Origin of the sequence: Pseudomonas sp. TH04 (assembly GCF_016651355.1) — a bacterium.
GTDB lineage: Bacteria > Pseudomonadota > Gammaproteobacteria > Pseudomonadales > Pseudomonadaceae > Aquipseudomonas > Aquipseudomonas fluorescens.
On sequence record NZ_JAEKEA010000001.1, the window covers coordinates 5,346,185 to 5,371,451 of the forward strand.

The window sequence follows — 25,267 nt, forward strand, 5'->3', positions numbered from 1 at the left end:
TTAGCTTCTGTTCCCGGACCGGTCTTCGGACCTGATTTGAGTGGGAAAGGGCGCGCTGTATATCAAAGTGCCATCAAGGTGGTAATCAGGGTTTCCCTTACGGTGCATCGAGGCGGTGACCTGTGCTGAGAATCGGCGACAGCACTGGTTTTCGCTCGCGCCAGCGCCACGCCATGCGGTTGTGGGGCTGCAGGCGTGCGCAGTGAGACTTTTCGGTGCGTTTATTGACCGCTTGGTCGAGTTGAGAAAATTGAAAGTAAATGTACAAAGCGCGCGAAGGTGTACAGATAAGCCCGGAAAATCATCCTTCTCCTGCTTCGTTTCACTGGCTAAGCTCAGGGCTTCCAGATGCCCGTTCGAGGTTTCCCGCATGTCGCAATCCGCCCTCGCCATCGCCCGCATGATCCTCGATGGCTTCGACGATTACCGTGAGCACTTTCGCCAGATCACCGACGGCGCCCGCGAACGTTTCGAAAAGGCCCAGTGGCAGCAGGGGCAGGCGGCTTCGGCGGCGCGTATCAACCTGTATGAAGACAAGGTGGCTGAAGTGACGGCGCGCCTGCGGGCCAGCTTCGACGAGGCGGCCTTGCTGGACATCGACACGTGGCCCCTGGTCAAGAGCGCGTATATCGGCCTGATCGACCTGCGCTTTGACGATGAACTGTCGGAGACCTGGTACAACTCGATCTTCTGCGGCCTGTTCAGTCATGACCTGATCAGTGATGGCTGCATGTTCATCCACACCACGCGGCCCAGTCTGCGCCGCGCGCGCGCGGCGCAGACCCGGACCTATAAGCCGACGGGCGACCTGGCGTCGACGCTGGCGCAGATTTTCGCCGATTACCGTTTCAGCGAACCCTACGCGGACCTCGCGGCCGACTTGCGCCGGCTCCAAGCCCAATTGCGCGAGAACCTGCCGGACTGGGTGTGCAAAGACCCGGACCTCAGCGTCGAGCTGTTTTCCTCGGTGCTCTACCGTAATAAAGGCGCCTACCTTGTAGGGCGCATCTATACCCGCGATGAACAATGGCCGCTGGTTATTCCGCTGTTGCACCGCGAAGGGCGCGGCATCCAGATCGATGCGCTGATCACTGACGAAGCCGACGTGTCGATCATCTTCTCCTTCACCCGCTCCTATTTCATGGTCGACGTGCCGGTGCCGGCGGAATTCATCGGCTTTCTCAAGCGCATCCTGCCGGGCAAGCACATCGCCGAGTTGTACACCTCCATCGGGTTTTACAAGCATGGCAAGTCGGAGTTTTACCGCGCGCTGATCAACCACCTGGCGACCACCGATGATCAATTCATCATGGCTCCCGGCGTACGTGGCATGGTCATGAGTGTGTTTACCCTGCCGGGCTTCAACACCGTGTTCAAGATCATCAAGGATCGTTTTTCGCCGTCGAAAAACGTCAATCGCGCCACGGTGATCGAGAAGTATCGCCTGGTAAAAAGCGTCGACCGAGTCGGGCGCATGGCCGACACCCAGGAGTTTGCCGACTTCCGTTTTCCCCTGAGCAAGTTCGAGCCCGAGTGCCTGGCCGAACTGCTTGAAGTCGCCGCCGGTACGGTGGAAGTGGAGGGCGACAGCGTGCTCATCCGCCACTGCTGGACCGAGCGGCGCATGACCCCGCTCAACCTCTACCTCGACAACGCCAACGCCGCTCAGGTGCGCGAAGCCCTTGAGGACTATGGCCTGGCCATCAAGCAATTGGCGGCGGCGAACATCTTTCCCGGTGACATGCTGCTGAAGAACTTCGGCGTCACCCGACACGGTCGCGTGGTGTTCTACGACTATGACGAAATCTGCTTCCTCACCGAGGCCAACTTTCGCCATATCCCCGCACCGCGTACCCCCGAGGATGAGATGGCTTCGGAGCCCTGGTACTCGATCGGCCCGCTCGACGTGTTCCCTGAAGAATTCCCGCCTTTTCTGTTCGCCGACGCCGGCCAGCGCAAGCTGTTCGACGAGCTGCATGGCGAGTTGTACAACGCCGACTATTGGAAAGGCCTGCAGGACGCGATTCGCGCCGGCAAGGTCATCGACGTGTTCCCGTACCGGCGCAAAGACCGTGATAACGAATGAGGGGCGCGCGCGTTGGCGGTTTTCTGCGACAATCCGCCCCCTGCATAAATAGACGACCCAAACGCATCTGATGACTGACCAAGCGCCTGCTATCGACCAACTGCTGAAAAACCTCGATCACGCCATGCTCGCCGACCGCCACCGCTTGCGGCGTCAGTTGCTTGAGCTGCGCAAGAAACCCGATGAGGAGAAGCTGGCGCAATGGGTTACGCGCATGCAGGCGTCCTGCGCCCAAGTGACCGCGCGGCGTGCCAGCCTGCCGGTGATTCGTTATGACGACAGCCTGCCCATTGCGGCCAAGCGCGATGAAATCAAAGCGGCGCTCCTCAAGCATCAGGTGCTGATCATTGCCGGCGAAACCGGCTCGGGCAAGACCACCCAGTTGCCGAAGATCTGCCTGGAAATCGGTCGCGGCCAGCACGGTTTAATCGGCCACACCCAGCCGCGCCGAATTGCGGCGCGCAGTGTTGCCAGCCGCGTCGCGGAAGAACTCGCGACGCCGCTGGGCGCGCTGGTTGGCTATCAGGTGCGCTTTGAAGACCAGAGTGATTCCAACACCCTGATCAAGCTGATGACCGACGGTATTTTGCTGGCCGAAACCCAGAACGACCGCTACCTGGAACGCTACGACACGATCATCGTCGACGAAGCCCACGAGCGCAGCCTGAACATCGACTTCCTGCTCGGCTACCTGAAAACCCTGCTGCCGCGGCGTCCCGACCTTAAAGTCATCATCACCTCGGCGACCATCGACCTGGAGCGCTTCTCCAAGCACTTCGACGATGCGCCGATTGTCGAGGTCTCGGGGCGCACCTTCCCGGTCGACACCTGGTATCGCCCGCTGACCCTGGAGCAGGACGAAGAGGGCAACCGTGTCGAGGACGACTTGACCGTTGACCAGGCAATCCTCGCCACCCTTGATGAGATTGCCGCCTATGAGCGCAGCGAACGGCGCAGCCCCGGTGATGTGTTGGTGTTTTTGCCGGGCGAGCGCGAGATTCGCGACGCCGCCGACATGCTGCGCAAGGCCCAGCTGAAACACACCGAAATTTTGCCGCTGTATGCGCGCCTGTCACCGGCCGAACAGCAGCGCATTTTTCAGTCTCATCCGGGCCGGCGCGTAGTGCTGGCAACCAACGTGGCGGAAACCTCGCTGACCGTGCCGGGAATTCGTTATGTGATCGACAGCGGCACCGCGCGTATCAGCCGCTACAGCTATCGCGCCAAAGTGCAGCGCCTGCCAATCGAGGCGATTTCCCAGGCCAGCGCCAACCAGCGTAAGGGCCGATGCGGCCGTGTTGAGCCGGGTATCTGCATCCGCTTGTACAGCGAAGAGGATTTCATTGGGCGCCCGGAATTTACCGACCCGGAAATTTTGCGCACCAACCTTGCTGCCGTGATCCTGCAGATGCTGCACCTGCGCCTCGGCGAAATCACCGACTTCCCGTTTATCGAGCCGCCGGATGGCAAGGCCATCAGCGACGGTTTCAACCTGCTGCAAGAACTCTCGGCGGTCGACCGTAACAGCCAACTGACGCCGTTGGGGCGCCAACTGGCGCGTCTGCCGGTGGACCCGCGTATGGGGCGCATGTTGCTCGAAGCCGCCAAGCTCGGCAGTTTGCAGGAGGTGTTGATTGTCGCCAGTGCGATGTCGATCCAGGACCCGCGCGAGCGCCCGCCCGAGCGTCAGCAAGCCGCCGATCAGGCCCACGCGCAGTGGAAGGATGTGGATTCCGACTTTGCCGGTTTGGTTAACCTGTGGCGTGGTTTTGAAGAACAGCGCCAGGCCCTCACCGCCAGCCCGTTGCGTAACTGGTGCCGCAAGAACTTCCTGAATTACCTGCGGCTGCGTGAGTGGCGTGATTCCCATCGCCAACTGAGCCTGATTTGCCGCGATATGCAGCTGACCCTGAACAAAGAGCCAGCGGACTTTGCCAAACTGCACAAAGCCGTGCTGTCCGGTCTGTTGAGCCAAATTGGCCAGAAAACCGAAGACGGCGATTACCTCGGCGCGCGCCAACGGCGCTTCTGGATTCATCCGTCCTCGGGCATTGGCAAAAAGCGCCCGCAATGGCTGATGACCGCTGAACTGGTGGAAACCACCAAGCTGTATGCGCGCATGGTCGCCAAGATCGATGCGGACTGGATCGAGCCGCTGGCCGGGCACCTGATCAAGAAAAACCACTTCGAACCGCACTGGGAAAAGAAGCGCGGCCAAGTGGTGGCGTTTGAGCAGGTCACCCTGTTCGGGTTGATTGTGGTCGGACGGCGGCCGGTGCATTACGGGCCGATTGACCCGGTGGTGTCCCGCGAGCTGTTTATCCGTGAAGGTTTGGTACGCGGCGAGATTCAATCCCGGGCCAAGTGCCTGACGGCGAACCAGCAACTGCTGGAGCAGCTGGATGAGCTGGAAGCCAAGGCGCGGCGTCGCGACATTCTGGCGGACGAAGAAACCCTGTACGCGTTCTACGACGCGCGGCTGCCGGCAGAGATCCACCAGACGGCGACTTTCGACAGCTGGTACAAGGTCAACAGTCAGAAAGCCCCGCAATTGTTGATCATGCGCGAGGAAGACGTGCTGGCCCGCGAGGCCAGTGAAGTCACCGCCGCGCATTATCCGGACACCCTCCACCTGGGCGACTTGGCCCTGGCCTTGAGTTATCACTTTGAACCCAACCACCCGCGCGACGGTGTGACCCTGCGCGTGCCGGCGCCGCTGTTGCCAGCGCTGCCGCCGGAGCGGCTGGAGTGGCTGGTGCCGGGGGTGATCGAAGCCAAGTGCATCGCGCTGGTGCGCAACCTGCCCAAGGCGCTGCGCAAAAACTTTGTGCCGGTGCCGGATTTCGTCAAGGCGGCGCTGCAACGTATCGAATTTGGCCAGGGCTCGCTGCCCCAGGCGCTCGGGCGCGAATTGCTGCGCATGACCGGCGCGCGTGTCAGCGATGAAGCCTGGGCCGAAGCGGCGCAGCAGGTGGAAAACCACCTGAAGATGAACCTGGAAGTGGTCGACGGCCAGGGCAAGTTCCTCGGCGAAGGCCGCGACTTGGCCGAGCTGACGGCACGCTTTGCCGAGGCCAGCCAGGCTGCCTTGGCCGTGCCGCAAACCGCGAAAAGCCAGCAGCCGGTTGAGGCCAAGGTGTTCGCGCCGGTGGCGGAGACGACCCAGCAAAAGATCGCCGGCCTGTCGATGACGGTCTACCCGGCGCTGGTCGAAGAGAACGGTACGGTCAAGGAAGGGCGCTTTTCGACGGCCGCCGAAGCCGAGTTCCAGCACCGCCGCGCCTTGCAACGGCTGCTGATGCAACAACTGGCGGAACCGGCGAAATTCCTGCGTGGCAAATTGCCCGGCCTGACCGAGTTGGGCCTCATGTACCGCGAGTTGGGGCGCATTGACGCGTTGGTGGAAGACATTTTACTGGCCAGCCTCGACACCTGCGTACTGGACGGCGAAGCCAGCCTGCCGCGAGACGGCGCGGGCCTGGCGGCGTTGGCCGAGCGCAAGCGCGGCAGTTGGACCGAACACGCCGAGCGCCTGGCGCGCCTGACCCTGGAAGTGCTGAAGCTGTGGCACGGCTTGCAGAAGCGTTTCAAAGGCAAGATCGACCTGGCCCAGGCGGTGGCGCTGAACGACATCAAGCAACAGCTCAGCAACCTGGTTTATCCCGGTTTTGTCCGGGAAACGCCGGCGCAGTGGTTCAAGGAGTTACCGCGTTTCCTCAAGGCCATCGAGCTGCGCCTGGAGAAGTTGCCAAGCCAGGTGCAAAAAGATCGCGTATGGAGCTCGGAGTTGGGCGGCCTGTGGGTGCAGTACCAGAACCGCCTGAACAAACATGCCCAGGAAGGCAAGCGCGACCCGCAGCTGGCGCTCTATCGCTGGTGGTTGGAGGAATATCGGGTGTCGTTGTTTGCCCAGCAGTTGGGCACCAAAGTGCCGATTTCCGACAAGCGTTTGAGCAAGCAATGGAGCCAGGTAGAGGCTTGATCACAGGCATGGGTAGGGGCGCTTATCCGGGAGATGGCGCCAAAGTCGTGGGGTTGTGGCAAACTTCGCGGTTATAAATACCGGGATCGTCGTGATGGGCTGGTGCGCAGCCGCGGCGCGATGGAATAAAGCGTTGCCAGTTTGATGCCCGCTGGACGGGATCGAACGACTTAAAGTTTGGTACGACGGTACCAATATCTTCTGCCTGACAGATTTAGAGGAACGACCGTGCATAACGTCGTCATCAGCGGCACTGGCCTGTACACCCCGGCCAACAGCATCTCCAACGAAGAGCTGGTGCAGTCTTTCAATGCCTACGTGCAGCAGTTCAACAGCGACAACGCTGCCGCCATCGAGCGCGGTGACGTGCAGGCGCTGACCGAGTCCAGTGCAGCCTTTATCGAAAAGGCGTCGGGCATCAAGAGCCGTTTTGTCATGGACAAGGACGGTATCCTCGACCCGCAGCGCATGGCGCCGCGCCTGCCCGAGCGCAGCAATGACGAGTGGTCGGTACTCTGCCAGATGGCGATCGGCGCTGCCGAGCAAGCCCTGCAGCGCGCCGGCAAGACGGCTGCCGACATCGACGGCGTAATCGTTGCCTGCTCCAACCTGCAACGCGCTTATCCGGCCATCGCCATCGAAGTCCAGGAAGCCCTGGGCATCGCAGGCTTCGGTTTTGACATGAACGTGGCCTGCTCCTCGGCCACCTTCGGCATCCAGAACGCCGCCAACAGTATCCAACTGGGCCAGGCGCGGGCGATCCTGATGGTCAACCCGGAAGTCTGCACCGGCCACCTGAATTTCCGCGACCGCGACAGCCACTTCATCTTTGGTGATGCGGCCACTGCGGTGATCCTCGAGCGTGCCGACCTGGCGACCTCCGCGCATCAGTTCGACGTGGTGAGCACCAAGCTGCTGACCAAGTTCTCCAACAACATCCGCAACAACTTCGGCTTTCTCAACCGCACGGCGGAAGAGGGGATCGGCGCGCCGGACAAACTGTTCGTGCAGGAAGGCCGCAAAGTCTTCCGTGATGTCTGCCCGATGGTCGCCGAACTGATCGCTGTGCACCTTGAGGAGAACCAGCTGAATATCTCCGATGTGAAGCGCTTCTGGCTGCACCAGGCCAACCTGAGCATGAACCACCTGATCGTGAAAAAGCTGCTGGGCCGTGAAGCCTCGGTGGAAGAGGCGCCGGTGATTCTCGATACCTACGCCAATACCAGTTCGGCCGGCTCGGTGATTGCGTTTCACACCTATCAGGATGACCTGCCGAAAGGCTCCGTGGCAGTCCTCAGTTCGTTTGGTGCGGGCTATTCGATCGGCAGCGTGATCCTGCGCAAGCGCTAAACAGGGTCAAGGTGGCATCGGGTTTGCCACACTGATTGGGTTTGCACTTTGAAATCGAGGTTCTAATGGCGGCAGCGGACGACGCGCACCTGCTTGAACGGCTGCTCAAGGGCGAGCAGCGGGCCTATAAAGAATTGGTCACGACCTACCAGAGCGCCATGCGCGCGGTGGCCTATGCGATTGTCGGGCAGCGTCACGCCGACGAAATCGTGCAGGACGCCTGGCTATCGGTGGTGCGCAACCTGGCCAAATTTGAAGGGCGCTCCAGCCTCAAGACGTGGCTACTGACCATCACGGCCAACTCTGCCAAGGGCCGCTATAAACAAAATCGCCGGGAAGTATTGCTCGACGATTTGCCCTCACCCCATGGCACCCTCGGTGACGATCGCTTCGTCCCCGACGATGGTCACTGGGCGGTCGCTCCCTATGCCTGGCACCAGGACACCCCGGAAGCCCTGCTGACCGAGGATGAGCTGCGCAAATGCCTGGAGCATACGTTGCTGAGTTTGTCGGAGTTGCAAAGCAGTGTGCTGGTGCTGCGTGAGCGCCAAGGTTTGGAATTGGAGGAGATTTGTAATCTTCTGACGCTCTCGCTCTCCAATGTTCGTGTGCTGTTGCATCGAGCACGGCTTAAAGTCTTCGCTACGGTGGAGCATTTTGAGGAAACGGGCGAATGTTGACCTGTAAAGAGCAAGTGGCGCGGTCCAGTGACTATCTCGATGGGCAATTGACCCTTCGTGAGCGTCTGCTGGTGCGTCATCACTTGATGTTCTGCCCTAATTGCCGGCGATTTATCCGTCAGATGCGCCTGATGCAGGCGACGCTGAAAATCATGCCGGAAGCGCCGGTGAAGGATGCTGATGCATTGGCTGAACGGCTCGCCGCCGAACGGCTGAAGGATCAGTAACGGCGGGGCAGAGGCAGACTCGCGTGGGTGAGTCGAACGGATGAGGGGGATCGCCCCACCCACGCAAAGCTGTTGAAACCACCTCGGGCCGTCCTGGCCCAAGGCTTGTTACACATATTTAGAACTTGGCTTCAGCATCCAACTGCAGGGTGTTGGTGTTGGCATCACGCTGGGTGCGGCTGGCGTAGTCAGCCTTGGTCAGGAAGTACGTGGCGCCAAGGGCAAAGTTCTTGTCGATGTCGTAGCTGACCTTCATCTTGTGACCGCGCGAGCCGGTGGTGCCGTTGGCAAAGTCCGAATCGGTGAAGGCACCCACCACGGCGTTACGCTGGATATCGCGGTAGTTGTAGTCCAGGTTGAAGCCGAACACCTTGGACTTGGCACCGATCAACCACGCGGTGTCCTGATCGGTCACGGCATCGTTGTTTTTCACGTACTGGCCGTAGAACGCCAGGGGCACTGCCAGGCCGCCGATGTCAGCCTGGGCGAAACCTTCATACAGGCGGAACTCGTTGTCGGCCGAGTTACCGTTGACTGCCAGTGCGCACGGCGTGGTGGTCGTGGTGCAGCGGCTGTCCTTGTCGTTCTGGTAGGCGTAGACACTGCCGCCCAGGGTCATTTTCAGGTTGTCGGTGACCGAGAAACGCGTCCCCAACTGGCCGGATGTCAGGCGCAGGTCGTGGCGAAATTGCACGCCGTCGCCGTCGACGTTGTCCTTGAGGTTGTAGTTACCCAGGCTGCCGAACAGCTCTGCGCTGCTGCCCAGTGGGTATTTGTAGGTGAGGGCCAGGCCTTCCGGGTTGATGTCGCTATCCCAGATCACATCGCCCATGTTCACCCACGGCTGCAGCATCTTGCCGCCGATCACGTGCAGGTTCTTGATCTGGTCCGGGTGGTAGTCGATGTAGCCCAGGTCCAGCCAGATCGACTTCTTGTCGAAATAGTTGTCCTGGTCCTGGTTGGTCGACCGCGCGTCGTCGCTGCTGCCGGTGGCAATGCGAATGCCGGTGTCCACTTGCGAGTTGACTTCGGTGTACGCGCCGAGGCGGGCACGGATGCGCTGACGGTCCTTGTCACGGCCACCGTTGTTGGATTCGCCCTGAATCTTCACGGTTTCCTGACGGAAGCGCACGTCACCCTTGAGTTGGGTACGGGCGGCCCAGGCGAGCTTCTGGTCGAACACGCTCAGGTCGTTGGTTTTTTTCGCGGTGGCCGCGATCTGTTCGTTGGTCTCTTGTTGAGCTTGCTGTGCGATCTGCTTTTCTTTCTGGTCTTTGGCCAATTCCGCTTGCAGTTCGCTGTACTGCGCCGCAGTGATCTGGCCGTTGGCCTTGAGCATGTCGAGCAATTTAGCGTCGACTGCAGCGCTGACCGGAACGCTGAGGGCGAGCAACAGGCCGCCACACAGGACCGCCGCAGTTTTAGTGGAAGCAAGACGCATATCAATCTCCGAAAGTGAGGAGGGATGGCAAACCATCCAGGACACAACCGACCGATGACGGACGGAAAATAGCCGCCTGCTAGAACCAGGCGCTCTAAAAAACAGGCGTCAGTATCGCGATCACTTATGACGGGGGAGTGGCGAAGTGATGTCATGCAGATGACAAATTATTTAATAACGGAACCAATTGTTTCTGGGTTTGTCCGGGTTGGTTTGAGGTGTGCCCGGCGCTGTGATAGGCGATACTCGCGAGGCTTTCACGCCAACCAACAGTGAGGATGCCGATGCCGTTGCAACGCCTGGACAAGCTGTCCGAAATCGCGCCCCATGTTTGGGATGCCCTGGTGCCGCAGGCTCAGCCCTTTGTGCGGCATGCGTTCCTGAGTGCCCTGGAAGACAGCGCCAGCCTTGGCCCGCAATCGGGCTGGCAACCTGAGCATTTGCTGCACTGGGAGGGCGATCACCTGGTGGCGGCACTGCCCAGTTATCGCAAGTGGCATTCCTACGGCGAATACGTGTTCGATCACGGGTGGGCAGATGCCTGTGAGCGCGCGGGCATTGATTACTACCCCAAGCTGCTGACGGCGGTGCCGTTCAGCCCGGTCAGCGGGCCACGCTTACTGGCGAGGAACGTCGAGGACGGTTTTGAGCTGCTGAACAGCCTGCCGGGCTACCTGGAAATCGAAGGGCTTTCCAGCGCCCACATCAATTTCACCGACCCGCTGGCCGACGATGCGTTGTCTCGACAACCGGGTTGGTTGCACCGTCTGGGCTGCCAGTTTCATTGGCAAAACCGCGGCTATCGCGACTTCCAGGACTTCCTCGACGCGTTGAGTTCGCGCAAGCGCAAACAGATGCGTAAAGAGCGCGAGCAAGTCGCGGGGCAGGGTATCGACTTCGAATGGCTGCAAGGCCATGAGTTGAGCGAGGCGCAGTGGGATTTTGTCTACGCCTGTTACGCCAACACCTACGCGGTGCGCCGCCAATCGCCCTACTTGACCCGTGCATTTTTCAGCCTGCTGGCCGAGCGTATGCCCGAGGCGATTCGCGTGGTGCTGGCCAAACAAGGTGCACGCCCGGTGGCCATGGCCTTCAGCTTGATCGGCGGCGACAGCTTCTACGGGCGCTATTGGGGCTGCCTGGCGGAGTTTGACCGCCTGCATTTCGAAACCTGCTTCTACCAGGGTATGGATTACGCCATCGCCGAAGGCCTGCAACGTTTCGACGCGGGCGCTCAGGGCGAGCACAAATTGATTCGCGGGTTTGAGCCGGTGATTACCCGCTCATGGCATTACCTGCGCCATCCGGGGTTGAAGAGTGCTGTCGAGGATTTTCTGGAGCGCGAGCGCATGGGGATTCTGGCGTACGCCGAAGAGGCGAGGGCAGCCCTGCCTTATCGGCAGGGCTGAATGCGTTCAGAGGGGGGCTTGCCCGGGCCCCTGCGCATTAATCGATACCGACAAACCCGCCAGTCTGGTGCTGCCACAACCTGGCATACAGCCCACCCTGGACGAGCAACTCGGCATGGCTGCCCGTCTCGGCGATCTGGCCTTTCTCCAGCACGACCAGCCTGTCCATCCGTGCAATGGTCGACAGCCGGTGAGCAATTGCAATCACCGTCTTGCCCTGCATCAGGGTTTCCAGGCTTTCCTGGATCGCCGCTTCCACTTCCGAGTCCAGCGCCGAAGTGGCTTCATCCATGATCAGAATCGGCGCGTCCTTGAGCAACACCCGTGCGATGGCGATGCGCTGGCGTTGCCCGCCGGAGAGCTTCACGCCGCGTTCGCCCACGTGGGCATCCAGGCCGGTACGCCCTTCGGCGTCTGACAGCAGCGGGATGAACTCATCGGCGCGGGCCTTGCGGATGGCGGCGGTGAGTTCCTCGTCGGTGGCATCCGGCTTGCCGTACAGCAAGTTGTCACGGATCGAGCGGTGCAGCAGCGAGGTGTCCTGGGTGATCATGCCGATCTGTGCGCGCAGGCTTTCCTGGGCGACCTCAGCGATGTTCTGGCCATCGATCAGGATGCGCCCGCCTTGCAGGTCGTACAGGCGCAGCAGCAGGTTGACCAAGGTCGATTTGCCTGCACCGGACGGGCCGATCAAGCCGATTTTTTCCCCGGCCTTGATGTTCAGGTTCAGGCCACCAATGATCCCGCTCTGCTTGCCGTAGTGGAAATCCACCTGTTCGAAACGCACTTCGCCATGGGGCACGTTCAGGCGTGGGGCGTTCTCGCGGTCGGTCACCGCCAGCGGCGCCGCGATGGTTTTAAGACCGTCCTGCACCATGCCGATGTTTTCGAAAATACCGTTGACCACCCACATGATCCAGCCAGACATGTTGACGATCCGAATCACCAGGCCGGTGGCCAGGGCAATCGCGCCGACGGAGATCAGTGACTGCGTCCACAGCCACAATGCCAGGCCGGTGGTGGTGACAATCAACAGGCCGTTCAAGATGGCAATCGTCACGTCCATGCTGGTGAGCACGCGGGCGGCCAGTTGGGTTTTTTCGGTTTGCTCGATGATCGCTTCCTTGGCGTATTCCTGCTCATTCTGCGTATGGGCGAACAGCTTCAAGGTTGTGATGTTGGTGTAGCCATCGACAATGCGGCCCATCAACTTGGAGCGCGCCTCGGAGGAAATCACCGAGCGTTCCTTCACGCGGGGCACGAAGTAGCGCAGTGCAACGCTGTAACAAATAATCCAGGTGATCAGCGGGATCATCAGCCGCCAGTCGGCCTCGGCAAACAATACGAGCGAACTGATCGCATAGATCGACACGTGCCAGATGGCTTCCGCCGTCGCCACCGCCGAGTCACGCAAGGAGTTGCCGGTTTGCATGATGCGCTGGGCGATGCGCCCGGCGAAATCGTTCTGGAAGAAATTCAGGCTCTGCTTGAGCACGTAGCTGTGGTTTTGCCAACGGATCAGGCTGGTCATGCCCGGGTTGATGGTCTGGTGCACCAGTAAGTCATGCAGGCCGTTGAAGATCGGGCGCAGCAGCAGGGCGACCACGGCCATCCAGATCAACTCGGTGCTGTGGATCTGGAAGAAGTTGGCCGGCGGCGTGCCTTGGGCCAAGTCAATGATGCGGCTCAGGTAGCTGAACAACGCCACTTCGATCAGCGCGCCGATCAGGCCCACCACCAGCAAGGCAGCGAAGCTTGGCCACACCTGGCGCAGATAGTAGAGGTAGAAGGGCAGGACTTTGTCGGGAGGGGCGGCGCTGGGGGCGTCGCGGAAGATATCAATCAGTTGTTCAAAGCGACGATAGAGCATTAGGTTGACGCCCGCCTGGCGGGCTCTCCTGTTCAAATATGCGCGGTGCCTTGTGAGCACCGCACGGAGCTGCCTGCAGACCTCAGTCGATGCGTTTGGCCGACTTGATCAAAACAGGATCGATAGGCACGTTTTGCATGCCCTGCTTGGTGGTGGTCTGCGAGTTGACGATGACGTCTACCACGTCCATGCCTTTGACGACTTTGGCGAACACGGCATAACCGGCGTCACGGCCCGGGTCGAGGAACGCATTGTCGGCCACGTTGATGAAGAACTGGCTGGTGGCCGAGTTCGGTTCACTGGTGCGCGCCATCGACAGGGTGCCACGCACGTTATGCAGGCCGTTGCTGGCTTCGTTCTTGATGGGTTCGTCGGTCGGCTTCTGCGACATCTGCGCGGTGAAACCGCCGCCCTGAACCATGAAGCCCGGGATTACCCGGTGGAAAATCGTGTTGGTGTAGAAGCCCTTGTCGACATAGGCCAGGAAGTTCTTGGTGCTGATCGGCGCCTTGACCGGGTCCAGTTCGATTTCAATGTTGCCATTGGTGGTGGTGATCAGAACGTGTGGCGCCTTGGCCGGCTCGGCGGCCATCAGGTTGGCGGCGAACAAGACAGAACCGGCAAAGAAGGCGATTTTTTTCAACATGGGTCAGTGATCCTGGGTAGTGGTTTCGACGGTCTTTAGAAAATCGAGCAAGGTAGCGTTAAAGACATCGGGTTGATCCAAGGGCGTGGCATGGCGGGAATCCTCGATCACCACCAGCCGCGCATCGGGCAGCAGTTTTACATAGATTTCTTTCTGCGCCACGGGGGTGTAGTCATGGTCGGCGCTGATGACCAGGGTTGGACAGGTAATTCTGGAAAGTTGTTCCTGCACGCCCCAGCCCACAATCGCGTCGAAGCTGGCGAGATAAGCACGTTTGTCGTTCTTTGCCCAGCGCTCGGCCATCTTGCGACGCAGGTCATGTTGCTCCGGCTTGGGGAATAATCGGTCACCCAACGCCTTGCCGATGGTCGACAGGCTAAGCAGTCGCGCCAGGCTCCAGCGCTTGGCCCATTGCCAATAGTCATCGGCACTGCGCACTTTGACTTCGGGTGCGCTGTTGACGATGCACAGGCTCTTGACCTGGGCGGGTTCATCCACGGCGAACTGGAAGGCAATCATGCCGCCCATGGACAAGCCCACCACATGGGCCGGTGGCAGGTTCAGGTGTTCGGTCAAGGCGCTCAGGTCGGCAGTGAAGCCTTTGATGCTGTAGCGCTCGCGCGGTTTGTCGGAACGACCATGGCCGCGTACATCCACTACGATCAGGCGGTAATGCCTGGCCAGCACCGGAATTTGCAGCTCCCAATCCAGGCTGCTGGAACCCAGGCCGTGGATCAGAATCAGCGGGTTGCCGTGGCCATATTCCTCGTAATGCAGGCTGCATCCTTCATGGTCGAACCAGGCCATGCACGAACTCCGTTTCAGGCTTGCTGGGGGGCGGCGAAAGGCGCGTCCAGAGGGGCGGTGTCAAAGGTGCGCAGCAACTCCACAAGAATCTGCGTGGCCGGGCCCAGGGGTTTGTCCTTGTTCGCATACAGGTAGAACGTCGGGTTGCGGCTGCCGCCCTTTTCCAAGGGTAGCTGCTTGAGCAGGCCTTCGTTGAGTTCGCGCTCAATCATGTGCCGGGGCAGCCACGCAAAGCCCAGGCCGCTGCTGACAAAGGCGGCGGCGGTGGCCAGGCTGCCGACGGTCCAGCGTTGTTCGGCGCCGAGCCAGCCGACGTCTCGCGGCTGCTGGCGGCCGGAGTCGCGGATCACCACCTGCATCTGGCTTTCCAGGTCCTGGAAACTCAACTCGCGGTTCAAGCGATGCAGGGAATGCTCGGGGTGGGCCACGGCGATAAACTCGACATCGCTCAGTTCTGTGCCCAGGTAGCCCGGGATGACGAAGCTGCTGATGGCCAGGTCGGCCACGCCCTCCATCAATAGCTCTTCAACGCCTGACAGCACCTCTTCACGCAAGCGCACGCGACACCCACGGCTTTGCGGCATAAAGGCGGTCAGCGCGCGTACCAGGCGCGCATTGGGGTAAGCGGCATCCACCACCAGCCGCACTTCGGCTTCCCAGCCTTGTTCCATATGGTGGGCGAGGTCTTCCAGTTGGCTGGCGTTTTTCACCAGTTGCCGGGAGCGGCGCAACAGCACTTCACCGGCTTCAGTGAGCACCGCCTTGCGCCCGTCGATGCGCAGCAGCGGCACGCCGAGCTGGTCTTGCATGCGCGCCACGGTGTAACTCACCGAGGACTGCGAACGGTGCAGCGCTTCAGCCGCCTGGGCGAAGCCACCATGGTCGACCACGGCCTGCAGCGTGCGCCATTGATCAAGGGTAACGCGGGGCGCTTTCAAGATGAGCTCCTCTTGTCCTAAGCTGGCAGTCCTTATTGGAGACTGCCGAATGAGAAAATTCTGTTGTGTGCTGCTGGCGCTGCTGCCATTGACGGCGTTTGCCTATACCACCGATGTTTCCAAAGATATTCAGGGGGTGAAGATTGATTACAGCGCGTCCGATATCGACAGCACTATCAGCTCGATTCGGTTGACCAACTACGGGGCCAACGACGCGGTGTGCAAAATGGTCTTCACCAACGGCCCGGAGGCGCCCCGTGCGCGTAAAGTTACGGTCGAGGCGGGCAAAAGCACCAACACCACGGTCAATTTCAGCCGGAGCATTATCAAAATGCGCATCAAGCTGACGTGCGCTCCAAAATAACGCAGCAGCGGAGCGTGCCCACAGCAATACTCCGCTTATAAACAAATTTCTAGATGGGTTGTAGCAGTTTTTTGCGCTTTTTTATCGAATCGGCCCTGGCTAATCTTTTCTCCATCGCCTTACAGCATTTGCAGATGGAGCCTACCGAGCCATGTCCAACGTTCTGATCATCGAAAGCAGCGCCCGCCAGCAGGATTCGATCTCTCGCCAACTGACCCAGCAGTTCATCAGCCAATGGCAGGCGGCTCACCCGGCGGATCAGATCACCGTGCGTGACGTGGCGCTGAACCCCGTGCCGCACCTGGACACGCATCTGCTCGGCGGCTGGATGAAACCTGCCGAACAGCGCAGCGCGATCGAACAGGCTTCCCTGGACCGCTCCAACCAATTGACCGACGAATTGCTCGCCGCCGACGTGCTGGTGATGGCTGCACCGATGTACAACTTCGCTATCCCCAGCACCCTCAAAGCCTGGCTGGACCACGTGTTGCGTGCCGGTGTGACCTTCAAGTACACCGCCACCGGCCCCCAGGGATTGCTGCACGGCAAGCGCGCGATTGTGCTGACCGCTCGCGGCGGCATTCATACCGGCGCCAGCTCCGATCACCAGGAACCGTACCTGCGCCAGGTCATGGCCTTTATCGGGATTCATGACGTCACGTTCATTCATGCCGAAGGGGTTAACTTGAGCGGTGACTTCCAGGAAAAAGGCCTTAACCACGCCAAGGCGTTGCTGGCGCAACTTGTGGCATGAACCGAGTCAACGGTTAATCGTCACATAATCGCCGGGTGTTTATATCGCTTCACGCAAACCCTTCAAGTACGCGTATCGAACCTCCCTTTGCACTTGTTGCTCCTGAGTGCTCCTACCCGACTGCCGCTATAGCGAGGTCGGGTTTTTTTTGCCCCGAGTTCCGTCAAACACCGAAAACCCTTAAAGTCGCGCCCATTCGAAACGAGGCGCGCATGGGCTATCTACTGGTTGTCACCCTGATTCAGGCATTTTCCTTCAGCTTGATCGGCGAATACCTCGCCGGTCACGTCGACAGCTACTTCGCGGTGCTGGTGCGCGTGGTGCTCGCCGGGCTGGTGTTTATCCCGCTGACCCGCTGGCGCTCGGTAGAACCCAGGTTCATGCGCGGCATGCTGGTGATTGGCGCGCTGCAGTTCGGCGTGACCTATGTGTGCCTGTACCTGAGCTTTCGCGTGCTCACCGTGCCGGAGGTGTTGCTGTTCACCATCCTCACGCCGTTGCACGTGACCCTGATCGAAGATGCGCTGAATCGACGCTTCAATCCTTGGGCGCTGATCGCGGCACTGGTGGCGGTGGGCGGCGCGGCTGTGATCCGTTTCGACCAGATCACCCCGCACTTCCTTGGCGGCTTCCTGCTCCTGCAACTGGCCAACTTCACCTACGCGGCCGGGCAAGTGATGTACAAGCATCTGGTGGCGCGTTATCCGAGTGATTTGCCGCACTACCGGCGGTTTGGCTACTTCTACCTGGGCGCGTTGATCGTGGTGTTGCCGGCATTCCTGCTGTTCGGCAAAGCCGACTTCCTGCCGCAAGCGCCACTGCAATGGGGCGTGCTGGTGTTCCTCGGATTGGTCAGCACCGCGCTGGGTATGTACTGGTGGAACAAGGGCGCTTGCCTGGTCAATGGTGGCACCCTGGCGGTGATGAACAACCTGCATGTGCCGGTGGGGCTGTTGCTGAACCTGTTGATCTGGAACCAGCACGAGCCGCTGGGGCGCTTGGCGTTGGGCGGCTTGGTGATTCTGGGGGCGGTGTGGATCAGTCGGTTGGGCGCACGCCAGGAGGCGATCCTGCGCTGAATGCCTGCGGGGGCGGGCAAACTCGCTCCCACAGGCGAAGGGTGGCCTTATACCGCGCTGCGTTCGAGCGCAGGCACATGACTGGCGCCCAACACCGCGGGCAATACGCCTGCGCGTAAATCATTGCCGCTCGGCTGTTGATACACGCTCAAGCCGAACTCCGGCAACACCGCCAGCAGATAATCAAAAATATCCCCCTGGATACGCTCGTAATCGGCCCACGCCGTGGTGCGGGTGAAGCAGTAGATTTCCAGCGGCACGCCCTGGGCGGTGGTTTGCATCTGGCGCACCATGCAGGTCATGTTCGGCTGGATGTCCGGGTGGCTTTTCAGATACGCCAGGGCATACGCGCGGAAAGTGCCGAGGTTGGTCATGCGGCGGCGGTTAGCCGACAGTTGCGCGCTGTTGCCTTGGGCTTCGTTCCAGGCCTTGAGTTCGGCCTGCTTGCGGCTGATGTAGTCAGTGAGCAGGTGCACCTGGGTCATCCGCACTTCTTCATCGTCGCGCAGGAAACGCACGCCGCTGGCGTCGATGTGCAGGCTACGCTTGATACGGCGCCCGCCGGACGCCTGCATACCGCGCCAGTTCTTGAACGACTCGGACATCAGGCGCCAGGTCGGGATGGAAACGATGGTCTTGTCGAAGTTCTGCACCTTGACCGTGTGCAGGGTGATATCCACCACGTCACCGTCGGCGCCGACCTGAGGCATTTCGATCCAGTCGCCGACCCGCAGCATGTCGTTGCTGGTCAGTTGCACGCTGGCGACGAATGACAGCAGGGTGTCCTTGTACACCAACAAAATCACTGCCGACATCGCACCCAAACCGGACAGCAGCAACAAGGGCGAGCGGTCGATCAGGGTGGCGACGATGATGATCGCGGCGAACACGAATAGCACCATTTTCGTCAGTTGCACGTAGCCCTTGATCGAGCGGGTGCGGGCATGTTCGGTGCGTGCGTAGATATCCAGCAAGGCGTTGAGCAGGGCGCTCACCGCCAGCGTCATGAACAGGATGGTGAACGCCAGCGCCACATTGCCGATAAACAACGTGGCGGTTTTGCTCAGGCCCGGTACCAGGTACAGGCCGAACTGAATCACCAGAGATGGCGTCATCTGCGCCAGGCGATGAAAGACTTTGTTGTGCCGCAGGTCGTTGAGCCAATGCAGCGCCGGTTGCCGGCCGAGCAATTTGACGGCGTGGAGAATGAGGTAACGCGCTACCCGTCCGAGCAGCAGGGCCACCACCAGTAGAACCAGCAAACCCAGGCCGGAATGCAGCAACGGGTGTTGGTCGAGGGTGCCCCAAAGGTCTTGGAGGTTGAGCCAGAACTGTTTGATATCCATGTGCGAAACCGATTCTTCTGTAAGACAACACGGGCCGATTAGAGCATTTAAGTGCGACAAAGTTGGTTTTACGGACAAATGTCTTAACAAAAAAGCAGCTGATTCACGCCGTTCGCGTAAAGAAACTCGGTTTGGACGCCCGAAACCGTTACCCTATGCAGCTGATATTTTGTATTTCTTCGAGGTAGCACCCGTGTTTTCCCAATTCGCCCTGCACGAACGCCTGCTCAAAGCCGTGGCCGAGCTTAAATTTGTCGAGCCTACGCCTGTGCAAGCAGCGGCCATCCCGCTCGCGCTCGAAGGGCGTGACCTGCGGGTGACGGCTCAAACCGGGAGTGGCAAGACCGCCGCTTTCGTTCTGCCGATTCTGCACCGCCTGATTGGCCCGGCCAAAGTCCGCGTCAGTATCAAGACCCTGATCCTGCTGCCGACTCGCGAGCTGGCCCAGCAGACCTTGAAGGAAGTGGAGCGTTTCTCGCAGTTCACCTTCATCAAGTCCGGCCTGATCACCGGCGGCGAAGACTTCAAGGTCCAGGCCGCGATGCTGCGCAAAGTGCCGGACATTCTGATCGGCACCCCAGGCCGTATGATCGAGCAACTCAACGCCGGCAACCTTGACCTCAAGGAAGTCGAAGTGCTGGTGCTTGACGAAGCCGACCGCATGCTCGACATGGGTTTTGCCGACGATGTGCAACGCCTGGTGTCCGAGTGCGTCAATCGCCAGCAGACCATGCTCTTTTCCGCCACCACCGGCGGTTCGACCCTGCGCGACATGGTCGCCAAGGTCCTGAACAACCCTGAGCACCTGCAGGTCAACAACGTCAGTGACCTGAACGCGACTACGCGTCAGCAGATCGTCACTGCCGACCACAATGTGCACAAAGAACAGATCCTCAACTGGCTGCTGGCCAACGAGACCTATCAGAAAGCCATCGTGTTCACCAATACCCGCGCTGCTGCTGACCGTATCTACGGTCGTTTGGTCGCGCAGGACTACAAGGCCTTCGTGCTGCACGGTGAGAAGGACCAGAAGGATCGCAAGCTGGCCATCGACCGTCTCAAGGCCGGCGGCGTGAAAATCCTGGTTGCCACCGATGTGGCTGCGCGTGGCCTGGACGTGGATGGCCTGGACATGGTCATCAACTTCGATATGCCACGCAGCGGCGATGAATACGTGCACCGTATCGGCCGTACCGGGCGTGCCGGCAACGATGGCCTGGCAATCTCGCTGATCTGCCACGGCGACTGGAACCTGATGTCGAGCATCGAGCGCTACCTGAAGCAGTCGTTCGAGCGCCGCACCATCAAGGAAGTCAAAGGCACTTACACCGGGCCGAAGAAGGTCAAGGCGTCGGGCAAAGCCGTTGGCGTGAAGAAGAAAAAAGTCGACGCCAAGGGCGATAAGAAGAAGGCCGGCGCCAAGTCGCCAACCAAGCGCAAGATCGCCAATCGGCCGAAGACCGACAACCTGTCGCTCGTCAGCAAGGACGGCATGGCGCCGCTCAAGCGCCGCAAGCCAGAAGCGCCTGCTGCCGAGTAAGGCTGCGCTGCTATAAAAAAACCGGACGATGTCCGGTTTTTTTTGCGTCAGTTTTTGGTCTCGGCAGCGGCTTTAGCGAGGTCTTTCAGGCGTTGATCGATCAATTGGCATTTGTCGGGTAGATCGGCAGCTGTTGTGTCCATGTCCATTTTCTGCAGCTCAGCATTTATTTCTTTGGCCTTGGTGGGGTTTTGCTTGGTGAGCTTGGTCACTTCCTGGGCCAGTTGTTCGCGTTTCGCTGTAGCTTCTTCGGGCGTGCACGCCCAGACGGGCAGGGCGGTCATCAACATGGCGGTTAGGGCCAGGTTCTTCAGGGTTTTCATGGTTAGACGTCCTTGGCAGTGATGTTCAGTTGAGGGGGCGAACGTCTGGAAAGTTCAGAGAAATGACGCCCGTCCATTCGGCTGAACGGCCAGTGACGGGGCCTGTCACACCTTTAGACGGGCTGCTTTTCCAACGGCCTGCAGGAGGAATCAGGATGACGACTTACAACTGGGATTTGATCGAGCGTCTGCTGCATGAAGTGCAGAATGGCGAGGGCAGCTTTGCACCGCGTAAATACGCCGAGCAGGAAGCGGCCGAAAAGGCCACGGCGGGCGAGTCCACCGGCAATCTGGACACGCTGAAAAAGACCGCTGCCGATTACGAAGCGCTGCTGTTCAAGCGTGGGTTTATTGAATCGCGGCCGGAGGAGGAGGGCGGCAATGGTGAAAACTTCATCTTGACCGCTCGCGGCGCACAGCTGCTGGCGTTGATTGACAGCTCCATACCGGGCAACGATCACCCGCGCCAGGTGCTGGATGATCAGGCGGATGCGTTGGAGCCGGCCACGTTTGATGAAGTGGCCTCAAAGGCGCAGATTGCTTGATTTAACAGGCGCTGTATGACCCTGTGGGAGCGGGCAAGCCCGCTCCCCCATTGGGTTGCATGCAGATCAGGTATTGCCGACGGCCTTTAGGCATTTAAGTGCCTTGAAATCGCTACGCACACCCTCAATCTTCTGCGTCAGCTTAATGCGCTGCTGCACCGTGCTTTCGGCCATCAGGTCGACAATCAGGCTGCGCGCCGCCGTTTCCGTCTGGGCATAGGCGACCTTGTATTGCGCGGTCCACAAGCTTTCTCGAGCCATCAATAGCTGCTGCATCTTCTGTGGGAAGTCCGCGCTCTGACGCTGTTGCACCGCGGCGATAAATTGCGCCTGCCAACGGGCGCGGTTGCCGATCCACTGCTCGTTTTGCTCACCGAGGCCAATGGACCAGGCGGTGACTCGATTCTGCTGGCTGGCACTGAGCGGGCCCATCCAGGCGTCCAGACGCTTGCTCATGCGTCGGGCGCGCTCCTTGATCTGCTGTTCCAGTGGCGGCTTAAGGTATTCATCCTGGCGCTTACGCAGGTCTTTGGCGAGGGCGTCGCTCATGTCCTTGACCTGCTGATCATCCAGGCCTTGAAGCAATTGGATGGCCGACGGTGTGATTTCTTGCGCCACCTCGGCAATCGCCTGCTTGGCTTCGACGGTGCGGGCCTGCAGCGCGGCATCGGTGACTTGGTTGTTGTCGACCATCTGTTGCAGGCGATCAAGCCAATCCAGGTAGCCTGGCAATTGCGTGGTGCAGTGCCAGGCCAGGTGTTGCTTGAGGGTGTCGTTGAACCAGCTCTTCTGCCCGGCATTCATGTCCAGGTAGTCGCTGAGGGTCCAGGGGATAATCACGTCCAGGTTTCGGTAGGCGAGGCCAACACGATTGCAGCCGGCGAGTACCAGGCTCAAGGTCAGCAGTACCACCAGAAGTTTGAGCCGACGCAGCATGGGCAGGTCCTTGTGCAGATGGGGTTCATGCATGTGAACCTGCGCTGGGCGCGACAGTTCAGCCCATCAATAAAACGACCGCGCGGCCTTCAAGGTCAACAGCCCATCGCATTGCGAATTATGTCCTGAGTAGGCTGAGCAGCTCCCACCGCTGAGGCTGGAGTCGCTGTAGATCAAGTCCAGGTCGACGCCTTTCCAGGCGCGGGAGAACTGTACCGACCAGTCGCTGAAGCTGCTGATGGAACCGCTTTCCACCGAGGCCGGGGTGCCCAGTTGATGAGTGGTGTACTTCATGCTGACGCCGATGCCGAACGGTTGCGTGCCGCCCAGATCGGCAAAGAGCGTGCTGTCCTGGCGATCCGGGTCGTTGCTGAAGGAGACGCCGAAGCGATTGCCCAGCAGGTTCAGGCCGCCATAGAACTCCTGGCTGTCCAGAGGGCTGAGCTTGGGGTAGCTGTAGTGGATCATGCCCACTTCGTAGCCCAGGGTTTGGTCGAAGGGATGTTTGAAGCCCAGGTAGGAATCGACTTCGAGGTTGTTGGCGGATGAAAGCCCCATGTTCGGTGAAAATTGGCCGAAATACAGACCGCTGTCGTGGCTCAGGTCCAGCCCGCCGTGGAACGAATCGCTACCGGGCGAGGTGGGTTTGACCAGGCCCTGAGCCATGCTGCGACTTGGCGTGGTGCCCAATTTCAGGTCGAAATCGCCTAGTTCGCGCTGAAATATCTGCGCCTGCGCAAGGGGGCTGGCCGCAAGGGCAACGATCAGAAAAAAGCAGGGCTTGAGCAAGCTTCACTCCATGAAAAGCGAGGAGCAGTGACAGGGGGAATCGGGCAGATGCCCGTACTAGACGTGTGCAAGCATACCGGCGAAAGCTGGGCGGTGAGCCCCGTTCGTCGATTAGCGCAATACTGTGTGATGCAGAGAGGGTGTCTCGGGCTCTAGTCCTAGCGCCTTGAAGACAAGACGCTTAGGGACCAGGTGTAATGCGCGGGTGTTACTTCTTGCCCAGGCTTATCTGCTTGGACGGGCCGAAAGTCTGGCCGCTCACGCCCTTGGCAATTTGCTGGATTTCGCCGCCGGACTTGAGGAACGCAGCAATCTGGCTGTTGATCGATTCGCTGGTTTCAACGGCTGGAGCTGGCTTTGCTTTGCTGTTGGATGCTTTTACGCGCATGGCGGCCACTAACCTGTAGAAAATTAACTTGGCCAGGCATCGTACAGGAAATACTTGACAATTGCTTGGTAAATATCCCCCGGGAATAAGCGAGGCGCTCATATTCAGCCGAAGTTTGGCGTTGAAATAACCCGCTAACTTACTGTTTTAACTGGAAACCATAGGGCGGATGGGCACTCGTCGCCGGTAAAATTGAATTGACTGATCTGACGAGCGGAGCGCTGCCAGTAAAACGCCACGCCAGCCCTTGATTTTTCAGGCGGGCGCGCGTGCCGAGCGCAACTCGGGTAGAATGCTGCCCACGTAACGAGGGTATTTGGAAATGGCTTTAGTCGGGCGCTACAACAGCTTGCAAGTGGTTAAACACACTAACTTTGGTTTGTACCTGGACGGTGCGCAAGATGGCGAAATCCTCTTGCCCAATCGGTATATCCCAAAAGATATTCCCAGTGAAGATGAAGACTGGCTTAACGTTTTCATTTATCTGGACAGCGATGACAAACTTATCGCGACGACTGAGAAGCCGAAAGTTCAAGTCGGCGAATTTGCCAGTTTGAAAGTAGTGGAAGTCAACAGTATCGGCGTATTCCTTGACTGGGGTTTGCCCAAGGACCTATTGCTGCCGTATTCGGAAGAAAAACGTCAGCTGACCGCCGGGGAATACTGTGTCGTGCATGTCTACCTCGACAAGCACACCAAGCGCATTACCGCCACTGCGCGGCTGGACCGCTACCTGGACAAGACGCCTGCCCACTACGAGGTAGGCCAGGAAGTCGACCTGCTGGTGGCTGAAGCCACGGACATGGGCTTCAAGGCGATCATCAACAACAAGCACTGGGGCCTGATCCACAAGAACGAAGTGTTCAAGTTCCTGCGTCCGGGCAAGGAAGAGAAAGGCTTTATCAAAGAGATTCGTGCCGATGGCAACATCAGCCTGAGTCTGCAGCCGGTCGGCCAGGAAGCCGCCTCCAGCCTGAACTCGAAGATCCTCGCCAAATTGCGTGAAAACAACGGCACCTTGCCGGTCAGCGATAAAAGCGACCCGGCGGTGATCAGCAACTTGTTCGGCGTCAGCAAAGGCAACTTCAAGAAGGCCATTGGTGCGCTCTACAAGCAGGGTCAGATCGTGATTCATGCCGATCGCATTGAACTAAGCTAAAGGTGGTTTGCTCTTCTGTAGGAGCAAATGTGCTCCTGCAGAGGTGGTGTGAATGTCCAAAAAATCGTTGTTCGCCTATCTCTGCACCTTGCTGGCTTTCCTGGTGCTCGACGGCCTCTGGCTCGGCGTCCTCATGGGCCCGACCTACAAGTCCCTGCTGGGTTCGCTGATGCTTGATCAGCCCCGTCTGTTGCCCGCCGTGTTGTTCTATCTGCTTTATGTCAGCGGTTGCGTGGTGTTTGTCGTCCTGCCAAGCGGCAGTTGGCAGCGTGCTGCGCGCCTCGGTGCCTTACTGGGGGTGGTCGCCTATGGCACCTACGATTTGAGCAATTGGGCCACGTTGCAAGGCTGGTCCGCAGGCCTGGCGATCATGGACATGGCCTGGGGTACGTTTCTGACGGCCGCGTGCTGCACTGTCGGCTATCTGTGTGCACATCGGGTGCGCGATTGATTGTGTACAGGATTCATGTGCACCGTTGCTGAGCGTAATCCCCGTCTTTAAATGGTTGTGAAGCCCTTTGGAACATAGTTTCAAGGGGATTGTGTGCCATTGGCACGCATTCTGCTGAATGCCTCGTATACAAACCATGCCGCCTCCCGTATGCACC

General features: G+C 59.5%; 23 protein-coding genes. 13 read left to right on the top strand and 10 right to left on the bottom strand.

Annotated elements, in window-relative coordinates:
* Positions 1 to 370: 370 nt before the first annotated feature.
* From aceK to JFT85_RS24100, 5 genes are all read left to right on the top strand, one after another.
* Positions 371 to 2,086, top strand: a complete 1,716-nt coding sequence (gene aceK / locus JFT85_RS24080) for a bifunctional isocitrate dehydrogenase kinase/phosphatase (protein WP_201230565.1) — start codon at positions 371 to 373, stop codon at positions 2,084 to 2,086.
* Positions 2,087 to 2,156: 70 nt separating this feature from the next.
* A complete protein-coding gene (gene hrpA, locus JFT85_RS24085; protein ID WP_201230568.1) occupies positions 2,157 to 6,068 on the top strand; it encodes an ATP-dependent RNA helicase HrpA in 3,912 nt (1,303 codons plus the stop codon).
* A 228-nt stretch (positions 6,069 to 6,296) separates the two neighbouring features.
* Positions 6,297 to 7,418, top strand: a complete 1,122-nt coding sequence (locus JFT85_RS24090; protein WP_201230569.1) for a beta-ketoacyl-ACP synthase III — start codon at positions 6,297 to 6,299, stop codon at positions 7,416 to 7,418.
* A 65-nt stretch (positions 7,419 to 7,483) separates the two neighbouring features.
* Positions 7,484 to 8,098: an RNA polymerase sigma factor gene (locus JFT85_RS24095; RefSeq protein WP_053257399.1), complete on the top strand. Its 615-nt coding sequence runs from the start codon at positions 7,484 to 7,486 to the stop codon at positions 8,096 to 8,098.
* A complete protein-coding gene (locus JFT85_RS24100) occupies positions 8,092 to 8,325 on the top strand; it encodes an anti-sigma factor family protein (protein ID WP_053257398.1) in 234 nt (77 codons plus the stop codon). Before JFT85_RS24095 ends, JFT85_RS24100 begins: the two co-directional genes overlap by 7 nt.
* A 118-nt stretch (positions 8,326 to 8,443) precedes the next feature.
* Here JFT85_RS24100 and JFT85_RS24105 read toward each other — a convergent pair whose 3' ends face one another.
* A complete protein-coding gene (locus tag JFT85_RS24105; RefSeq protein WP_053257397.1) occupies positions 8,444 to 9,766 on the bottom strand; it encodes a putative porin in 1,323 nt (440 codons plus the stop codon).
* A 284-nt stretch (positions 9,767 to 10,050) separates the two neighbouring features.
* On the opposite strand from JFT85_RS24105, the gene JFT85_RS24110 reads away from it, so the two are divergent.
* The gene (locus tag JFT85_RS24110; RefSeq protein ID WP_201230570.1) at positions 10,051 to 11,175 is read left to right on the top strand and encodes a GNAT family N-acetyltransferase; all 1,125 of its coding nucleotides are present in this window, start codon (positions 10,051 to 10,053) and stop codon (positions 11,173 to 11,175) included.
* A gap of 37 nt (positions 11,176 to 11,212) precedes the next feature.
* Here JFT85_RS24110 and JFT85_RS24115 read toward each other — a convergent pair whose 3' ends face one another.
* The 4 genes from JFT85_RS24115 to JFT85_RS24130 form a co-directional block, all read right to left on the bottom strand.
* Positions 11,213 to 13,045 carry an ABC transporter ATP-binding protein gene (locus JFT85_RS24115; RefSeq protein ID WP_069551094.1) on the bottom strand — a complete coding sequence of 611 codons (1,833 nt, stop codon included), beginning with the start codon at positions 13,043 to 13,045 and terminating at the stop codon, positions 11,213 to 11,215.
* 82 nt (positions 13,046 to 13,127) lie between these two features.
* Complete coding sequence (locus JFT85_RS24120) at positions 13,128 to 13,691, bottom strand: peptidylprolyl isomerase (protein WP_073639100.1); 564 nt, start codon at positions 13,689 to 13,691, stop codon at positions 13,128 to 13,130.
* Between the two features lie 3 nt (positions 13,692 to 13,694).
* Entirely contained in the window at positions 13,695 to 14,498 is an 804-nt protein-coding gene (locus tag JFT85_RS24125) for an alpha/beta fold hydrolase (protein WP_053257393.1), read from the bottom strand.
* Positions 14,499 to 14,512: 14 nt separating this feature from the next.
* Positions 14,513 to 15,436 carry a LysR family transcriptional regulator gene (locus tag JFT85_RS24130; RefSeq protein ID WP_053257392.1) on the bottom strand — a complete coding sequence of 308 codons (924 nt, stop codon included), beginning with the start codon at positions 15,434 to 15,436 and terminating at the stop codon, positions 14,513 to 14,515.
* Positions 15,437 to 15,485: 49 nt separating this feature from the next.
* On the opposite strand from JFT85_RS24130, the gene JFT85_RS24135 reads away from it, so the two are divergent.
* The 3 genes from JFT85_RS24135 (at position 15,486) to JFT85_RS24145 (ending at position 17,633) form a co-directional block, all read left to right on the top strand.
* Positions 15,486 to 15,800: a hypothetical protein gene (locus JFT85_RS24135; RefSeq protein WP_053257391.1), complete on the top strand. Its 315-nt coding sequence runs from the start codon at positions 15,486 to 15,488 to the stop codon at positions 15,798 to 15,800.
* Positions 15,801 to 15,951: 151 nt separating this feature from the next.
* Positions 15,952 to 16,554, top strand: coding sequence for an FMN-dependent NADH-azoreductase (locus JFT85_RS24140; protein ID WP_078827090.1), 603 nt, complete (start codon positions 15,952 to 15,954; stop codon positions 16,552 to 16,554).
* Between the two features lie 212 nt (positions 16,555 to 16,766).
* Positions 16,767 to 17,633 (top strand): carboxylate/amino acid/amine transporter, encoded by an 867-nt coding sequence (locus tag JFT85_RS24145; protein WP_069551091.1) that lies wholly within the window; start codon positions 16,767 to 16,769, stop codon positions 17,631 to 17,633.
* A 47-nt stretch (positions 17,634 to 17,680) separates the two neighbouring features.
* On the opposite strand, the gene JFT85_RS24150 is transcribed toward JFT85_RS24145, so the two are convergent.
* Entirely contained in the window at positions 17,681 to 18,979 is a 1,299-nt protein-coding gene (locus JFT85_RS24150) for a mechanosensitive ion channel family protein (protein ID WP_053257388.1), read from the bottom strand.
* Between the two features lie 193 nt (positions 18,980 to 19,172).
* On the opposite strand from JFT85_RS24150, the gene JFT85_RS24155 reads away from it, so the two are divergent.
* Complete coding sequence (locus tag JFT85_RS24155) at positions 19,173 to 20,519, top strand: DEAD/DEAH box helicase (protein WP_069551090.1); 1,347 nt, start codon at positions 19,173 to 19,175, stop codon at positions 20,517 to 20,519.
* A gap of 47 nt (positions 20,520 to 20,566) precedes the next feature.
* On the opposite strand, the gene JFT85_RS24160 is transcribed toward JFT85_RS24155, so the two are convergent.
* A complete protein-coding gene (locus JFT85_RS24160) occupies positions 20,567 to 20,842 on the bottom strand; it encodes a hypothetical protein (protein WP_201230571.1) in 276 nt (91 codons plus the stop codon).
* A 155-nt stretch (positions 20,843 to 20,997) separates the two neighbouring features.
* Here JFT85_RS24160 and JFT85_RS24165 point away from each other — a divergent pair, with 155 nt between their 5' ends.
* Positions 20,998 to 21,387 carry a transcriptional regulator gene (locus JFT85_RS24165; RefSeq protein ID WP_069551088.1) on the top strand — a complete coding sequence of 130 codons (390 nt, stop codon included), beginning with the start codon at positions 20,998 to 21,000 and terminating at the stop codon, positions 21,385 to 21,387.
* Between the two features lie 66 nt (positions 21,388 to 21,453).
* Here JFT85_RS24165 and JFT85_RS24170 read toward each other — a convergent pair whose 3' ends face one another.
* The 3 genes from JFT85_RS24170 to JFT85_RS24180 form a co-directional block, all read right to left on the bottom strand.
* The gene (locus JFT85_RS24170; protein WP_078827116.1) at positions 21,454 to 22,323 is read right to left on the bottom strand and encodes a DUF6279 family lipoprotein; all 870 of its coding nucleotides are present in this window, start codon (positions 22,321 to 22,323) and stop codon (positions 21,454 to 21,456) included.
* Positions 22,324 to 22,389: 66 nt separating this feature from the next.
* Entirely contained in the window at positions 22,390 to 23,112 is a 723-nt protein-coding gene (locus tag JFT85_RS24175; RefSeq protein ID WP_053257384.1) for a TorF family putative porin, read from the bottom strand.
* 208 nt (positions 23,113 to 23,320) lie between these two features.
* Positions 23,321 to 23,500, bottom strand: coding sequence for a hypothetical protein (locus JFT85_RS24180; RefSeq protein ID WP_003193095.1), 180 nt, complete (start codon positions 23,498 to 23,500; stop codon positions 23,321 to 23,323).
* A 322-nt stretch (positions 23,501 to 23,822) separates the two neighbouring features.
* Here JFT85_RS24180 and JFT85_RS24185 point away from each other — a divergent pair, with 322 nt between their 5' ends.
* Both JFT85_RS24185 and JFT85_RS24190 read left to right on the top strand, forming a co-directional pair.
* On the top strand, positions 23,823 to 24,659 hold the full coding sequence (locus tag JFT85_RS24185) for a CvfB family protein (protein ID WP_053257383.1): 837 nt from the start codon (positions 23,823 to 23,825) through the stop codon (positions 24,657 to 24,659).
* Positions 24,660 to 24,711: 52 nt separating this feature from the next.
* Entirely contained in the window at positions 24,712 to 25,110 is a 399-nt protein-coding gene (locus JFT85_RS24190) for a DUF2177 family protein (protein WP_201230579.1), read from the top strand.
* Positions 25,111 to 25,267: the final 157 nt, after the last annotated feature.

Excerpts from the sequence above, each read along its gene's own strand:
- JFT85_RS24190 (WP_201230579.1), top strand. The coding sequence starts at position 24,712 with ATGTCCAAAAAATCGTTGTTCGCCTATCTCTGCACCTTGCTGGCTTTC.
- JFT85_RS24125 (WP_053257393.1), bottom strand. The coding sequence starts at position 14,498 with ATGGCCTGGTTCGACCATGAAGGATGCAGCCTGCATTACGAGGAATAT.
- JFT85_RS24135 (WP_053257391.1), top strand. The coding sequence starts at position 15,486 with ATGAGAAAATTCTGTTGTGTGCTGCTGGCGCTGCTGCCATTGACGGCG.
- JFT85_RS24180 (WP_003193095.1), bottom strand. The coding sequence starts at position 23,500 with ATGCGCGTAAAAGCATCCAACAGCAAAGCAAAGCCAGCTCCAGCCGTT.
- aceK (WP_201230565.1), top strand. The coding sequence starts at position 371 with ATGTCGCAATCCGCCCTCGCCATCGCCCGCATGATCCTCGATGGCTTC.
- JFT85_RS24160 (WP_201230571.1), bottom strand. The coding sequence starts at position 20,842 with ATGAAAACCCTGAAGAACCTGGCCCTAACCGCCATGTTGATGACCGCC.
- JFT85_RS24100 (WP_053257398.1), top strand. The coding sequence starts at position 8,092 with ATGTTGACCTGTAAAGAGCAAGTGGCGCGGTCCAGTGACTATCTCGAT.
- JFT85_RS24095 (WP_053257399.1), top strand. The coding sequence starts at position 7,484 with ATGGCGGCAGCGGACGACGCGCACCTGCTTGAACGGCTGCTCAAGGGC.
- JFT85_RS24110 (WP_201230570.1), top strand. The coding sequence starts at position 10,051 with ATGCCGTTGCAACGCCTGGACAAGCTGTCCGAAATCGCGCCCCATGTT.
- JFT85_RS24115 (WP_069551094.1), bottom strand. The coding sequence starts at position 13,045 with ATGCTCTATCGTCGCTTTGAACAACTGATTGATATCTTCCGCGACGCC.
- JFT85_RS24105 (WP_053257397.1), bottom strand. The coding sequence starts at position 9,766 with ATGCGTCTTGCTTCCACTAAAACTGCGGCGGTCCTGTGTGGCGGCCTG.
- JFT85_RS24185 (WP_053257383.1), top strand. The coding sequence starts at position 23,823 with ATGGCTTTAGTCGGGCGCTACAACAGCTTGCAAGTGGTTAAACACACT.
- JFT85_RS24140 (WP_078827090.1), top strand. The coding sequence starts at position 15,952 with ATGTCCAACGTTCTGATCATCGAAAGCAGCGCCCGCCAGCAGGATTCG.
- JFT85_RS24165 (WP_069551088.1), top strand. The coding sequence starts at position 20,998 with ATGACGACTTACAACTGGGATTTGATCGAGCGTCTGCTGCATGAAGTG.
- JFT85_RS24145 (WP_069551091.1), top strand. The coding sequence starts at position 16,767 with ATGGGCTATCTACTGGTTGTCACCCTGATTCAGGCATTTTCCTTCAGC.
- JFT85_RS24120 (WP_073639100.1), bottom strand. The coding sequence starts at position 13,691 with ATGTTGAAAAAAATCGCCTTCTTTGCCGGTTCTGTCTTGTTCGCCGCC.
- JFT85_RS24150 (WP_053257388.1), bottom strand. The coding sequence starts at position 18,979 with ATGGATATCAAACAGTTCTGGCTCAACCTCCAAGACCTTTGGGGCACC.
- JFT85_RS24170 (WP_078827116.1), bottom strand. The coding sequence starts at position 22,323 with ATGCTGCGTCGGCTCAAACTTCTGGTGGTACTGCTGACCTTGAGCCTG.
- hrpA (WP_201230568.1), top strand. The coding sequence starts at position 2,157 with ATGACTGACCAAGCGCCTGCTATCGACCAACTGCTGAAAAACCTCGAT.